Annotated in this window: 14 protein-coding genes; 9 read left to right on the forward strand and 5 right to left on the reverse strand. The window is 60.4% G+C overall.

From position 1 onward, the window contains the following. Positions 1-14: 14 nt before the first annotated feature. Positions 15-1,010, reverse strand: a complete 996-nt coding sequence (locus GA0061100_RS03685; protein WP_075851275.1) for a LysR family transcriptional regulator — start codon at positions 1,008-1,010, stop codon at positions 15-17. A 120-nt stretch (positions 1,011-1,130) separates the two neighbouring features. Between GA0061100_RS03685 and GA0061100_RS03690 the strand changes: the two genes are divergently transcribed. Continuing rightward, a complete protein-coding gene (locus GA0061100_RS03690) occupies positions 1,131-2,531 on the forward strand; it encodes an MFS transporter (RefSeq protein WP_075851277.1) in 1,401 nt (466 codons plus the stop codon). Between the two features lie 32 nt (positions 2,532-2,563). Here the strand turns inward: GA0061100_RS03690 and GA0061100_RS03695 are convergent, their stop codons facing one another. Together GA0061100_RS03695 and GA0061100_RS03700 are read right to left on the reverse strand one after the other, a co-directional pair. Then, positions 2,564-3,835: an RNA polymerase sigma factor gene (locus tag GA0061100_RS03695; protein ID WP_075851880.1), complete on the reverse strand. Its 1,272-nt coding sequence runs from the start codon at positions 3,833-3,835 to the stop codon at positions 2,564-2,566. 31 nt (positions 3,836-3,866) lie between these two features. Continuing rightward, positions 3,867-4,259 carry a YciI family protein gene (locus GA0061100_RS03700; RefSeq protein ID WP_075851279.1) on the reverse strand — a complete coding sequence of 131 codons (393 nt, stop codon included), beginning with the start codon at positions 4,257-4,259 and terminating at the stop codon, positions 3,867-3,869. A gap of 364 nt (positions 4,260-4,623) precedes the next feature. Here GA0061100_RS03700 and GA0061100_RS03710 point away from each other — a divergent pair, with 364 nt between their 5' ends. Further along, positions 4,624-5,001 (forward strand): VOC family protein, encoded by a 378-nt coding sequence (locus tag GA0061100_RS03710; protein ID WP_075851282.1) that lies wholly within the window; start codon positions 4,624-4,626, stop codon positions 4,999-5,001. A 271-nt stretch (positions 5,002-5,272) separates the two neighbouring features. After that, complete coding sequence (locus GA0061100_RS03715) at positions 5,273-5,980, forward strand: phosphatase PAP2 family protein (RefSeq protein ID WP_244557755.1); 708 nt, start codon at positions 5,273-5,275, stop codon at positions 5,978-5,980. Positions 5,981-5,991: 11 nt separating this feature from the next. On the opposite strand, the gene GA0061100_RS03720 is transcribed toward GA0061100_RS03715, so the two are convergent. After that, positions 5,992-6,378: a response regulator gene (locus GA0061100_RS03720; RefSeq protein WP_075851881.1), complete on the reverse strand. Its 387-nt coding sequence runs from the start codon at positions 6,376-6,378 to the stop codon at positions 5,992-5,994. A 232-nt stretch (positions 6,379-6,610) separates the two neighbouring features. Between GA0061100_RS03720 and GA0061100_RS03725 the strand changes: the two genes are divergently transcribed. Next, entirely contained in the window at positions 6,611-8,290 is a 1,680-nt protein-coding gene (locus tag GA0061100_RS03725) for a phosphoethanolamine transferase (RefSeq protein WP_075851285.1), read from the forward strand. A gap of 60 nt (positions 8,291-8,350) precedes the next feature. Here the strand turns inward: GA0061100_RS03725 and GA0061100_RS03730 are convergent, their stop codons facing one another. After that, positions 8,351-8,902 (reverse strand): cupin domain-containing protein, encoded by a 552-nt coding sequence (locus GA0061100_RS03730; RefSeq protein WP_244557756.1) that lies wholly within the window; start codon positions 8,900-8,902, stop codon positions 8,351-8,353. Positions 8,903-8,931: 29 nt separating this feature from the next. Between GA0061100_RS03730 and GA0061100_RS03735 the strand changes: the two genes are divergently transcribed. The 5 genes from GA0061100_RS03735 (at position 8,932) to GA0061100_RS03755 (ending at position 12,913) form a co-directional block, all read left to right on the forward strand. After that, positions 8,932-9,969, forward strand: coding sequence for an LLM class flavin-dependent oxidoreductase (locus GA0061100_RS03735; protein WP_075851288.1), 1,038 nt, complete (start codon positions 8,932-8,934; stop codon positions 9,967-9,969). Between the two features lie 148 nt (positions 9,970-10,117). Beyond that, on the forward strand, positions 10,118-11,017 hold the full coding sequence (locus GA0061100_RS03740) for a MurR/RpiR family transcriptional regulator (RefSeq protein ID WP_075851290.1): 900 nt from the start codon (positions 10,118-10,120) through the stop codon (positions 11,015-11,017). Between the two features lie 131 nt (positions 11,018-11,148). Then, a complete protein-coding gene (locus GA0061100_RS03745; RefSeq protein WP_075851292.1) occupies positions 11,149-11,895 on the forward strand; it encodes a COG4280 domain-containing protein in 747 nt (248 codons plus the stop codon). Continuing rightward, entirely contained in the window at positions 11,892-12,098 is a 207-nt protein-coding gene (locus GA0061100_RS03750; RefSeq protein WP_075851294.1) for a hypothetical protein, read from the forward strand. The genes GA0061100_RS03745 and GA0061100_RS03750 overlap by 4 nt, the downstream gene beginning before the upstream one ends. Before the next feature lie 233 nt (positions 12,099-12,331). Continuing rightward, positions 12,332-12,913 carry a histidine phosphatase family protein gene (locus GA0061100_RS03755; RefSeq protein ID WP_075851295.1) on the forward strand — a complete coding sequence of 194 codons (582 nt, stop codon included), beginning with the start codon at positions 12,332-12,334 and terminating at the stop codon, positions 12,911-12,913. Positions 12,914-12,981: the final 68 nt, after the last annotated feature.

Consider the following 12,981-nt stretch of genomic DNA (forward strand, 5'->3'; position numbering starts at 1 on the left):
GCTTTCCTTGGGGATCAGACGGCTTCGGCCAGAGGTAGCGGCTCATAACAGCAGGCATCCGTGGAAACACCCATGCGGCACCCACTCGCCTCAAGCGCTTCCTTCACGACATCAACGAAAAGGCGGCGGAACCACACCGAGCGGCTGTCGGCTTGATCGACACGCCGATAAAGCATGGTCACGGGATCAGCGGGCAGTTCGAACGGCGGCTCCGAAATCGTCAGATCGTGCAGTTGCGCCATGCAGCGGGCAATGGCTTCGGGAACCGTCGCAATGGCCGGAATGGCCCGCAGCGTCGTCGGCAGCGCGGAAAAACGGGGAACCGTCGCCACGACCTGACGACGATGGCCGAGGCGTGCAAGAGCGACATCGACGCCCGTCGATGTGGCGCCTTCCAGCGAAACGGTGACATGCGGCGCGGTCGCGAAGTGCTTCAGGCTCAGCGGTGTGGCACATTTCAGATGCCGACCATCGTAGATGCAGAGCGAAGCCTGGTCGAACAGGGGAGCCCGAACATGCCAGGAAGCTGGCTCGTCATGCACCGAGATGCTGAAGTCGAAGGCGCCCTCGTCCAGCAGCCGCACGGCGTCACGCCGGTCGAACGCCACGCTGGTCAGCCGCGCGTGCGGTGCGAGCTGACGCAACCGCGCCACCAGCGGTCCGAAGAAGGACGATTCGAGATTATCGCAGAGCCCGACGCGGAACTCGCCGTGCCAGTTTGCCGGGTCGAAAGCTGCCGGCGGGCGAATGGCACGCTCGATGCCGGACAGCGCATCCTCGATTGCCGGCGCGATCGAAAGCGCCCGTGGTGTCGGCTGCAAACCGCGCCCGACGCGCACGAACAATTCGTCGCCCAGCGTCTCGCGCAGCCGGCGCAGCGCTGCAGAAAGGCCCGGCTGACCGAGCAGCAACCGCTCGGCCGCACGGCTCACATTCCGCTCCTGCATCAGCACGGAGAAGGCGAGCAGCAGATTGAGATCGATTTTTCGAAGTGTCGCATCATTCATCATCACCAGTAATACCTGACATGGTTACTATCAATTTGCAATAGGGTTTGAAGATGTACATTTTCTCGTTCCCTGCCGCTTTCAACCTCCCAAGAGGTGGCAGCCTAGAAAGGAACGATCCCGATGACTTCTTCCCAAACTCGAAGCGGGGCGGGATTGGCGTTGCTGCTGCTATGCGCCGCCAATTTCCTCGACGCCATGGACGTCTCCACCATTGGGGTGGCCCTGCCCGCAATCCAGAAAGAACTCGGCATGCAGGCGACCTCGCTGCAATGGGCCGTCAGTGCCTATGTGCTCGGCTATGGCGGCTTCCTGCTGCTCGGTGGCCGCGTCGCCGATCTCTTCGGCCACCGCCGCGTCTTCCTATGGTCGCTCGCCGTATTTGCCGCGGCCAGCATTGCCGGTGGTTTCGTCGATAGCGCCCCGACCCTGATCGCCGCACGCCTGATCAAGGGCATCGCTGCCGCCTTCACAGCACCGGCCGCCCTCGCTCTCCTTCTCTCCGTGTTCGGCGAAGGCAATGCTCGCGCCAAGGCGCTCGGCGTCTTCTCCTCCACCGGTGCCGCCGGCTTCGTGCTCGGCATGGTGCTGGGTGGAGCGGCGACCCTCATCAGCTGGCGCGCGACGCTCGTCATGGGCGCACCCGTCGCCATCCTGGCGCTGATCGTCGCCCCGCTCGTCCTGCCGGCCGACCACAAACGAAACGGCCCGCACGCCCGCTTCGACTGGGCGGGTGCCTTGACGATCACGCCTGGCCTGCTGCTCTTCGTCTTCGGCGTCACCAATGCCGCCGCCGATGGCTGGCAGGCCTTCGCGACCTGGGGCTCGCTCCTTGCCGCGTTGATCCTGATCGTGCTGTTCCTGGTCGTGGAATCGCGTCATCACGATCCGATGGTGCCGCTTGCCATGTTCCGTCGCACCAAGCTCAGCCATGCCAATGCCGTCGCTGCGCTGTACCAGGGAGCCTATGTCGGCTTCCAGTTCATTGCGACGCTCTATTACCAGACCGTCGTCGGCTGGTCGGCCTTTGCCACCGGCTTTGCCTTCGCCATTGGCGGCACCTGTGTCATGTTCCTGGCACCGCGTTTTGCGACGATCGGCCAAAACCGCGGCACGACCCTTCTCATGACCTTCGGCGTGGGATTGCAGGCCATCAGCTATCTCTTCTGGGTACTGTCGGCCGGGCATATCGATACGATAGTGCTTGTCGCCATCTCACAGCTCCTGCTCGGCGTCGGCTATGCCATGACCTATCCCTCAATCCAGGTCGCGGCCCTCTCCGACGTTGGTGACGATGAATCAGGCCTGGCTTCGGGCATGCTGTTTGCTTCCTTCCAGATCGGCGGCGGCATCATCCTGGCGGCGGCATCAGCCGTCTTCAGTGCAGCTCCGAACTTCGGCTGGAACCCTTACATCGCCGGCATCGGCTTCGTGACGATCCTTGCCGCTGCCATCACCCTGCTGGCCGCGGTCGGTCCGCGTTCATCCGCTGCAAGGGCCGCGAATTATCAGGCTGCAGAATAGCTCAAAGCAAGATGACCCGCCTCGCGGGCGGGTCAATCCTTTCCGGCGCCTGCAGCTTCGACGGCACGGCGCATCAGGAAATCACGCTCCCTCTGATTTTCAGCAAGCGCGGCTGCCGTCTCAAAGGCTCGCCGCGCTTCGTCGTATCGACAGAGCTTGAAAAGAAGATCGCCGCGAACGCTCGGCAGAAGATGATAGTCCTTCAATGAAGGCTCATCGCGGAGGCTTTCAATGATCTCCAATGCCGCCTCAGGACCTTCGGCCATGCCGACGGCGACGGCGCGATTGAGTTCGACGATCGGGGATGGAACAAGCCCGGCAAGTTCTGCATAAAGATCGGCAATCCGCGTCCAATCGGTTTCATCGGCCGTTCCCGCTCTTGCGTGACAGGCGACGATCGCGGCTTGCAAGGCGTAGGCCCCGCCAACACCTCCAAGCTCCTGCACCCGTCGCAAGGACTGCAGACCCCGCTGGATCTGCAGTCGATCCCAGCGGTCGCGGTTTTGATCGAGCAGTAGAATCGGATTGCCGTCAGCATCGGTCCTTGCCGCCGCGCGGGACGCATTCAGCTCCATCAAAGCCAGCAGCGCATGTGCTTCCGGCTCCTGCGGCGCCACGGACGTCAATATTCGCCCCAGCCGTAGCGCCTCGTTGCATAGTTGCAGCCGCAGCCAATCCTCGCCGCGTGCAGCCGTATAGCCCTCGTTGAAGATCAGGTAGACGACCTCCAGCACCGAGGCCAGGCGCTGCGACAGCTCCTCACCGTGCGGCGTCTCATAGGAAAGCCCCGATTCCGACAATGTTTTCTTGGCGCGGACGATCCGCTGCGCGATCGTCGCTTCCGATACGAGAAACGCTCTGGCGATTTCCTCGGTCGTCAGGCCGCAGATCATCCGCAAAGCCAGCGCCACCCGTGCCTCGCGCGAGATCAGCGGGTGACATGCCGTGAAGATCAAGCGCAGCATTTCATCGCCGATATCGTCATCGAGAGGGGTATCAAGATCGGGCATGATCTGCTCTTCCTCCTCCATCTCTCGAACGATCATCTCGTGCTTCTGATCGAGCATTCGCCGACGACGCAAATGGTCCAGCGCCCGACGCCTGGCCGTGGTCATTAGCCAAGCTCCCGGCCGCTCGGGGATGCCGGTCTTCGGCCATCGCTCCAAAGCCACGATCAGTGCTTCTTGAGTGAGATCCTCCGCCAGCGGCACGTCGCGCAACAATCGCGCCAAGCTGGTGATGAGCCGCGGTTGTTCGATCCGCCAGACGGCCAGTATCGCTCGATGAGTGCCGGCGGCCGTCAAGGCCGCCCGCCCCGGTTTCGAACAGAGGGTATCATGCCCTTGCTTCGGCGAGCGGATCGCATACATCCTCAGCACTCGGGTCAAAATAGGCGCGTACTTCACATGTGCCTTCCCAGCTGGGCATGAAATCCTTGTGCAGCTGCATGAACTCAACTGCCAGTGCGACGGCCTCCTCCTTGCTCTGCAGCTCGAAGATGGCATAACCGCCGACGACCTCCTTGGCCTCGACGAAGGGACCGTCGATAACGCTGAGCTTACGATCCTTGATCGTGACGCGGGCGCCGGTCGCAAGCGGCATCAGCCCCGCCGTATCGATCATGCGGCCAGCCTTGATTTCCCGGTCGGCGAGCTTGTGCATGGCTTCTAAAAGCTCCGGCGTCGGATGCATGTGGTCGCGAGAGGTGACGATAGACATGAAACGCATGGGAAGTGTCCTCCGGAAGCGAGGTGCGGCACCATTGCCGCTCAACAAGCCCGCTCATATTGACGACGAAGCAGCCCTCTGGAAATCGACAGTCGTTTCAAAAAAATTCGGATCACGGCCGAATATCGGCAAATTCCGCTCCCGGCCCGTTCATCTCATCGGCAACGGCATTCCTCCGACCGCCTTATAGACGAAACACCTGGATCGAGCGAGCCGACAGCCTATCGCTTCGTTTTGTTGACTTCCCATAACCGTTGCAAGATGGTGAGGCGAATTCGACCTGCGGACTTTCGAAGGTTGGCGCTTCCCCAGAAGCGCGGCTTTGAGGAACCTTTCGCAGACAACACGGCGGGAGCTTGTTTTCATGTTCGACCATATTTCGATCGGCGTCAAAGACTTGGCGCGTGCGCAAAAATTTTATGACGCAGCCCTTTCTCCTCTTGGCTACGAGCGCGTGACCAATTTCGACGGCACGGTTGGATATGGTGCGGAGCGCGCGCAGTTCTGGGTCAGCGAGGTGGAACGCCCCGTACCAGCTGATCGTGGCTCCGGCCTGCATTTCTGCTTCGTGGCGCCAAGCCAGGAAGCGGTCGACGCCTTCTATGCCGCCGGGATCGCCAATGGCGGTGAAGACAATGGCAAGCCGGGCATCCGGCCCGACTACAGCCAGTTCTACTACGCCGCCTTCGTTATCGACCCCGATGGCTACCGGCTGGAAGCCTATTTCAAGACGGGCGAATAGCTCGCTGCACAAGGTAAAATAAAGGCCCGATCATCTCGCCGGAATCAATCCGGCGAGCCTGTGGAGCTCCGGCCGATTTTCGCGACCATTTGACTTTCAGGCTGTTGTCAGGCTTCTGTCATAATAGACGCCCGATAGTGGTCGTTTGACATTCTCACAACGCGGGCGAGCACTCATTTTGAACCTGTTCAGACAGTGGCCGGCGTCTCTGATGTACGACAACTCCATTGCTTACACAAAACGGAACGCGCCTGTCAGCAGATCCTCTTTTGTGTTTCTCGCGCTCTTCGCGCTCTGGTGGGCGCTGTTGTTTGTCTTCTATCATTTTCCCAGCATCGATCTCGTCGTTGCCAAGAGTGTCTTCACCGCTACGCCCTGTGCGTCGACTGCAATTCCGAATGAAGTCTGCGGCGTCTTCGACCTGGCCAAGAACCCTATCTTCGAGATCGTGCGAGATGTGACGCTCGCCCTGCCCTACATCGCCATCGTCGTCCTGATTGCCATCTTGATTTCGTCCTGGCGCAAATACGGCACAGGCTGGCGGACGCTGAAAACGGATCGGTACATCGCTGCACTGATATCGCTCGCCATCGGCTGCGGTCTTATCGTCAACACGCTGCTCAAGAGCTACAGCGGCAGGCCGAGGCCGCGCAGCACGGATCTCTTCGGCGGCTCGCTGGATTTCGTCCAGGCGGGTTCGTTTGCCGGCCGGTGTCTTGGAAACTGTTCCTTCGTCTCCGGCGAGGCGTCGTCCGGTGGCTGGTTGCTTTGCCTTGTCCTGCTGCTACCGCCGCGCCTGCGTTTTCCGCTCGGCATTCCCCTTGCTGTCGTCTCGATCATGATGCCGATGATGCGCGTGATGACAGGAGCCCACTATCTATCCGACGCGGTCCTCGGCTGGCTCTTGTCCTTGGTGGTCTTTGCCGCAGCCATTGCGGTCATCGATCTCCTGCGGTCGGGAACGTCAGCCCGATCCTGAAAGCAGCCGGCTCAGCCGGCATTGCGCATACGGATCAGGCGGCTGCGCCTCGCCGCCTTGCGCACACGAACTGCCATCTCGCTCAACGCAAAGGGCTTCACGAGATAGTCGACGGCGCCAATATTCATAGCCGTCATCTGGTCCGACAGCTGATCATAGGCCGACATGACGATGACCGGGGTCGTTTCCCCACGCGCTACCATGAGCTTGAGCAGGTCGAGGCCGCTACCATCGGGCAATCGAAGATCAAGGAGCATCACGTCGTGAGCTTCGGCGGCGATGGCGACCTTGGCGGATTCCAACTCCATGGACCAGTCGACGGACCACCCGTCCGCGCGCAAATGATCCTGCACGGCATTGCCTATGAGTATATTGTCTTCGACCAGTAGAAGCCGCACGATTGCATCCCCAGTTGCAATCAAGCAGCTATGATGCCTATTTCTGACGGCGACCTGAACCTTGGATATGAAGCCGGGAAAAAGGAATGACAACCGAAATTCAGGCTCGAAATAGCCCTGCACAAGAACTTGTCATTCAGGTAAATGTCAGGATTGGTGACCATGGTGGCCGGCTTTAACAGCCAAAGCACACCCTGCAGCGATGGGTTTCCCGGCGCCCAGCCGATAGCCCATGCCTCGGAGACGACCATTGACTAACGAAAAAGCATTATCTGGCCAACAGAAGTTCAGGCCAGCAATCGGCAGTATCACACTATGTCTTATAGCCACGCTTTATGTACTTCTTGTGACAAATCGGATGTTCTGGACCAAGGCTTACGGCTATTTCATCGCCGAGCCCGCAGCCTTCGCCGCCTTCGTCATTGGCATCTCTGCGGCGATCATGGCGCTCTTCACGCTCTTCTCCGCTAAGTACGTCACGAAGCCGGTCCTGATCTTCTTCATTCTGGTGGCATCGGTATCTTCCTGGTTCAATGACCAGTTCGGCGTCATTATCGATAAGGAAATGATCCGCAATGCGGCCGTTTCAACAGGCGCGGAAAGCGGCCATCTGATCACGACGCGCTTCATCACCTATGTTTTGCTGACGGGCGTCTTGCCGTCGCTTGTCGTCGCGTGGGTCCGGATCGTCCACCGCCCGATCCTCAAGAAGCTCGCTTACAATACCGCAGTCATCCTCGCCTGCTCGACGATCTTCGTCATCGCCGGGACGACCTTCTATAAGACTTACGCCGGTGTTGGCCGTGCGCATCGCGACCTGATGGATACGCTTAATCCGGTGATCCCGATCACCAGCGCGGTGCGTTACGTCATCGATACGCAGAGGAACGCAAATGTCGTCGCGCAGCCGCTCGGCACGGATGCCCACCGGGTCGGTGTCGTCGACAAGGGCAAGCCGCGCGTGACGATCATCGTCGCCGGAGAGACGGCCCGCGCACAGAACTTTTCGCTCGGCGGCTACGCCAAGATGACCAATCCGGAATTGGCAAAGCGCAACGTCGTCTATTTCCCGAATACAAGCAGCTGCGGAACGGCAACGGCAACCTCCATACCCTGCCTGTTCTCGGTGTACACGCGAGCACAGTACTCGCATCGCAAGGGACTTGAGACGGAGAACCTGCTCGATGTGCTGACCCATGCCAAGGTCGATATCACCTGGCTGGATAACGACACCGGCAGCTACGACGTGACCAATCGCGTCTCCTATACCTATCTGCCGCCCTCTGCCGATCCGCGCTTCTGCAAGGATGGCGAGTGCAAGGACGAGATCCTCGTCGACAAGGTCGACGGCTGGCTCGACAAGGTGAAGGGCGACAGCGTGCTGGTGCTGCACCAGCTCGGCAGCCACGGCCCGGCCTACTATCAGCGTTATCCGGAAGAATTCCGTCGGTTCCAGCCGGATTGCCGCTCCAACGACTTCAGCTCCTGCTCGCAGGAGGAAATTACCAATGCCTATGACAATACGATCCTCTACACGGATCACATCGTCTCCATGGTCATCGACAAGCTGAAGCAGCGCTCCGATTCGGTATCCGGCTCGGTGCTTTATTTCTCCGACCACGGCGAGTCACTGGGCGAAAACGGCATCTATCTGCACGGCACGCCCTATATCATCGCACCGTCGCAGCAGACGCATGTGCCGATGCTGGTGTGGATGGCCGACGATCTCGCCAAGGCTGCCGGTTTCGATATGGCATGTCTCTCGAAGCGTGCTGCCGAGGGCACCTACTCCCATGACAATATCTTCCACAGCGTTCTCGGCATGATGGATGTGTCGACGAAGGTGTATGATCCCTCGCTCGACGTTTTCGCCGCCTGCCGCACGCCGTCGAACAAGCTGGCGCTGAACTGATAGACTGAATGATGTCCGGCGGCCCCTCGTGATGGGAGGCCGCCGGACCATCGGGATCATTCAAAGACGCTTGGGCTCGCGGATCGTCCGCTCGTTTTCCAAATTGCCGGTATTGAGCGTCGTATTGCGCTCGAACAGCACGACTTCGCAGGTCGGTTCGGCGACCGGGCAATGCTCCACGCCATGCGGAACGATGATGTATTCGCCGGGTCCAAGGACGATGTCACCGCCGTTTTCTTCGCGCAGCTTCATGCGCAGCGTACCCTTGACGACCAGAAACAGCTCATCTTCCTCTTCATGATGGTGCCAATGGAAGGCGCCATCAAGTTTCGTAAGCTTGATCTGGAAATCATTGATGTCACCGCCAATATGCGGACTCCACGTCTCATCGAATGCTGCAAAAGCTTTGGTAAGGTTGATCTTTTTCAGCACGACCATTTGCTTCCTCCATTTGCGCCCAAACGACGTGATGTCGCCAAGGCTAATATTGGCGGCAGCCGGGCCGAAGACAACGCCGCCCTCCGCCTGCGCATATCGAATTCCTCGAAGATTTCGGCCGAAACTTTCCGGGTAGTTGATGAGCAGCAACGGCACTACATGCTGTCTCAACATTATCATTTCGACATATGACAGGAAAAATCATGACGACAAATAATGTCGAATTCGGCCTAGATACTTTCGGCGACGTGACCTTTGACGACAAGGGCACGCCGCTGCCGCATGCGCAGGTGCTGCGCAACGTCGTCGAGGAAGGCGTTCTCGCCGATCAGCTCGGGATAGACTTCTTCGGCATCGGCGAACACCACCGCGAGGACTTTGCCGTCTCCTCGCCCGAGACCATCCTCGCGGCCATCGCCAGTCGCACATCGAAAATTCATCTGGGATCGGCTGTAACCGTGCTGAGCTCGGACGACCCGATCCGCGTGTTTCAGCGCTTCTCCAGCCTGAACGCTGTCTCAAACGGCCGTGCCGAAGTCATTCTCGGCCGCGGTTCGTTCACGGAGTCCTTCCCTCTGTTCGGCTTCGAGCTGTCGCAGTACGAGCAGCTCTTCGAGGAAAAGCTCGATCTGTTCGCGGCCTTGCTCAAGAACGAGCCGGTGAACTGGCAGGGCAGCATCCGGCCGCCGCTACGCAATCAGAAGGTCTTCCCGACCATCGAGAGCGGCCAGCTGAAGACCTGGATCGGCGTCGGCGGCAGCCCGGAATCGGTGGTGCGCGCCGCCCATTACGATCTACCGCTGATGCTGGCGATCATCGGCGGGAGCCCCTACCGCTTCCAGCCCTATGTCGACCTTTATCACCGTGCCTTCGAACAGCTCGGCAAGCGGGTGCAGCCGATCGGCATCCATTCGCCGGGCTATATCGCCGAAACGGACGAACAGGCGCGCGAGGAGCTCTGGCCTTGCTTCAAGGCGATGCGCGACCGCATCGGCCGCGAGCGTGGCTGGCCGCCGATGACGCGCGCCGAGTTCGACAACGAGATCGAAAAGGGCTCGCTCTATGTCGGCTCGCCGGAAACGGTGGCAGCCAAACTCGCCCCGGTCGTCAAGACGCTCGGCATCAGCCGCTTCCAGCTGAAGTACAGCGCCGGCGCACTCGGCCACGAGAAGATGCTGCGCTGTATCGAGCTCTATGGACAGAAGGTGATCCCGGCAGTGCGCGCTGCACTCGCGGCATAATCCCGGCCGGATATTCCTTCTCGTCGTTCGATCAAGTCAGCGGGCGCTTCGCAACACGGCGAAGCGCCCTTTCTTTTGCTCTGTCATTTTTTCGAAGTAAATGCTACAGATAATCTAATTGGTAGCATTTACTACATAAAGATATCAGATGGTAGAGAAGACGCAGAAACCTCGCACTTTCGAAGACCGCGTTCTTGGTGTGATCGAGACACTCGCTCCAGCAGAGCAGCGCATCGCCCGCTTTTTCGTCGATCAGAAGCAGGCTGTCCTGCTGAACTCAGCCGCCCAGATCGCGCAGCTCGCCGGCACCAGCGACGCGACGGTTGTCCGCACCGCGCGCGCCCTCGGCTTCGAAAGCCTGTCGACGCTGCGAGCCGCCCTGCTCGAGGAATTGACGGGAGCACCGTCCCCCGGAACGCGGATGCAACGCACGCTGGCTGAAACCGGCAGCCAGGCCAGCGATGCGCTTCACCACGTCATCGGCATGCACGAGCAGGCTTTGGACGTTCTGCGACGCGAGGAATTTGCCGCAAGCTTCGAGCGTTGCATCGATAATCTCGCGAACGCCGCGCGACGCCATGTCTTCGGCATTGGCCCTTCGGGTGCCGTGGCGGACTATGCCAGCTTGCAGTTCAACCGCATCGGCCTGCCGACCAACGCGCTATCGGCCTCCGGCATCGCACTTGCGGATCGCCTGCTGTGGATCGGCAAGGGCGACGTGGTGCTGATGATCGCCTATGCGCCGCTCTATCGCGAAGTCGAAGTGCTGCTCGAGCAGGCCGGCAAGCATGATGTGCCGGTCATCCTGATCAGCGATGATCTCGGCCTGCTGATTGCCGACAAGGTGGCTGAGGTCCTGCCCGTCCCGCGCGGCAATGCCGGGCACCTCGCCATGCATGGCGGCACGATGGTGCTGATCGAATCCCTGATCGTCGCACTCGCCGCCAAGGGCAGGGACGCCGCCATCGACAGCCTTGACCGGCTCAGCCAGCTGCGGGGTGCCATCGACAAGACATGGAGCAAGCGCGGCACGAGGAAACGCAAATGAACGACGCCGAAGTGCGGCGCGCACGCCACATCGGCGTTTGGCCAAGCCCGTGGCTCATCCAAGACATGAAGAACAATCGTCCGAAAAATAATTCACATTCAAAGCCCTAACCGTCATTCGGGAATCAATTCATGAACAGCCTCACACCCATTCTCTCCACCGTGACGGCCTCGTTCCTCGGCTCCTTCGTCGAAGTCGTGGAGGCCTTCACCATCGTCCTCGCGGTCGGCGTCACCCGAAGCTGGCGCCCTGCGCTCACTGGCGCCGCGCTTGCTCTTGCCGTGCTGGCCGCCCTCGTTCTCATCTTCGGGCCACTGCTGGCGCTGATACCGATCGAGACGCTGCAATTCGTCGTCGGCGTTCTCCTCATCCTGTTCGGCATGCGCTGGCTGCGAAAAGCCATCCTCCGCTCGCTTGGCGTCATCGCCCTGCACGACGAGGAAGCAGCCTTCTCGAAGGAGACGGCTGCATTGCAGGCACAGTCCACGGATCGCCGCGCCGATTATCTCGCCGGCCTCGCCGCCTTCAAGGCGGTGCTGCTCGAAGGTGTCGAAGTGGTCTTCATCGTCATCGCCGTCGGCGGCGCGCATGGCCTCACGCTCTATGCCGGCCTCGGCGCCCTTGCCGCCTTCGTGCTCGTCATGCTGATCGGGCTTCTGGTGCATCGTCCGCTCGCCACCGTGCCCGAAAACACCCTCAAATTCGTCGTCGGCCTGATGCTCACCAGCTTCGGCATCTTCTGGACCGGTGAAGGCATCGGCGCGCACTGGCCGGGAGAAGATCTCGCCTTGATCGCCATCTTCGCGATCGTCTCGCTCGCCTCCTACGCCATCATCCGCGGCTTGCGCGGCAACCCAGCAGCAAAGGCAGCCCAATGACCGTTTTGCGCATCGCCCTGTCCGAGCTTATCGGCATGTTCATCGATGATGGCAGCCTCGCAACCCTCTGCCTCATCCTCATTCTCATCATTGCCGGCGCGGTGGAGTTTCTCGCCATGCCGCCGCTCGCGGGCGGCCTTCTCCTGCTGGTCGGTTGCCTCGCCATCCTGCTCTACAGCGTCCGGCGCGCCGTGAAGCGATGAGATTCACAACCCTCTGCAAGAGCTTGGATTTGCAGAGGGTTGTCATGCCACTTGCCAAACAGCCTTAACTCTCGACAGAACCCTTCGCAGATGCGAAGAATTTCGCACGCTAGAGCGCCGTGCGTCCGTACGGACGCACAAAGGACGCTCTCAATGTTTGAATCTACGCATCAGGCTTTCCGAAAATCGACCCCAATTTTCGGGCCGATGCTGTACCGAAAAGGAGAAACGGCATGAGCAGCGCCTATCCCGAAGTCTATCTCGTACGGCACGGGCAGACGGAGTGGAGCCTTTCCGGCAGGCACACCGGCCGGACCGATATTCCCCTGACAGCTGCTGGCGAGGAAGCCGCCCGCAAGGTCGCGGGCCGCCTGCCCGCGATCGATTTCGCAGCCGTCTGGTCCAGCCCGTCGCAGCGCGCACAAAATACCTGCGCATTGGCAGGCTTCGGTGACCGGCGCGTCGTCAAGGACGATCTGGCGGAATGGGATTACGGCGCCTATGAGGGCATCACCACCAAGGCGATCCTTGCCGAACGCCCGGGCTGGCAGGTCTTTCGCGATGGCTGCCCGAACGGTGAATCAGCCGCTGATGTCGGTGCGCGCGCCGATCGGATCATCGGCGAGCTTCGCGCCATCAACGGCTCCGTCCTGATCTTTTCCAGCGCCCATTTCCTGCGCGTCTTCGCCGCCCGCTGGGTCGGCCTGCCGCCTGAAGGCGGTGAGCATCTTGTCCTCGACACGACGAGCATCAGCGTGCTCGGCTACGAGCACGATCTGACCGAACCGGTCATCCGCCGCTGGAACGAAATCTGACCAACGCACAATCCGCCAGACTTTACAAGCGTTTCGAGCGGCCTGGAGCCGCTCGATGTTTTTAAAGA

It is taken from the genome of Martinezella hainanensis (assembly GCF_900094555.1).
Taxonomy (GTDB): Bacteria; Pseudomonadota; Alphaproteobacteria; order Rhizobiales; family Rhizobiaceae; genus Rhizobium; species Rhizobium hainanense.

Coding starts and splice junctions, on each gene's coding strand:
- GA0061100_RS03745 (WP_075851292.1), top strand. CDS start 11,149: ATGAACAGCCTCACACCCATTCTCTCCACCGTGACGGCCTCGTTCCTC.
- GA0061100_RS03735 (WP_075851288.1), top strand. CDS start 8,932: ATGACGACAAATAATGTCGAATTCGGCCTAGATACTTTCGGCGACGTG.
- GA0061100_RS03690 (WP_075851277.1), top strand. CDS start 1,131: ATGACTTCTTCCCAAACTCGAAGCGGGGCGGGATTGGCGTTGCTGCTG.
- GA0061100_RS03750 (WP_075851294.1), top strand. CDS start 11,892: ATGACCGTTTTGCGCATCGCCCTGTCCGAGCTTATCGGCATGTTCATC.
- GA0061100_RS03740 (WP_075851290.1), top strand. CDS start 10,118: ATGGTAGAGAAGACGCAGAAACCTCGCACTTTCGAAGACCGCGTTCTT.
- GA0061100_RS03755 (WP_075851295.1), top strand. CDS start 12,332: ATGAGCAGCGCCTATCCCGAAGTCTATCTCGTACGGCACGGGCAGACG.
- GA0061100_RS03725 (WP_075851285.1), top strand. CDS start 6,611: ATGCCTCGGAGACGACCATTGACTAACGAAAAAGCATTATCTGGCCAA.
- GA0061100_RS03730 (WP_244557756.1), bottom strand. CDS start 8,902: ATGTTGAGACAGCATGTAGTGCCGTTGCTGCTCATCAACTACCCGGAA.
- GA0061100_RS03700 (WP_075851279.1), bottom strand. CDS start 4,259: ATGCGTTTCATGTCTATCGTCACCTCTCGCGACCACATGCATCCGACG.
- GA0061100_RS03685 (WP_075851275.1), bottom strand. CDS start 1,010: ATGATGAATGATGCGACACTTCGAAAAATCGATCTCAATCTGCTGCTC.
- GA0061100_RS03710 (WP_075851282.1), top strand. CDS start 4,624: ATGTTCGACCATATTTCGATCGGCGTCAAAGACTTGGCGCGTGCGCAA.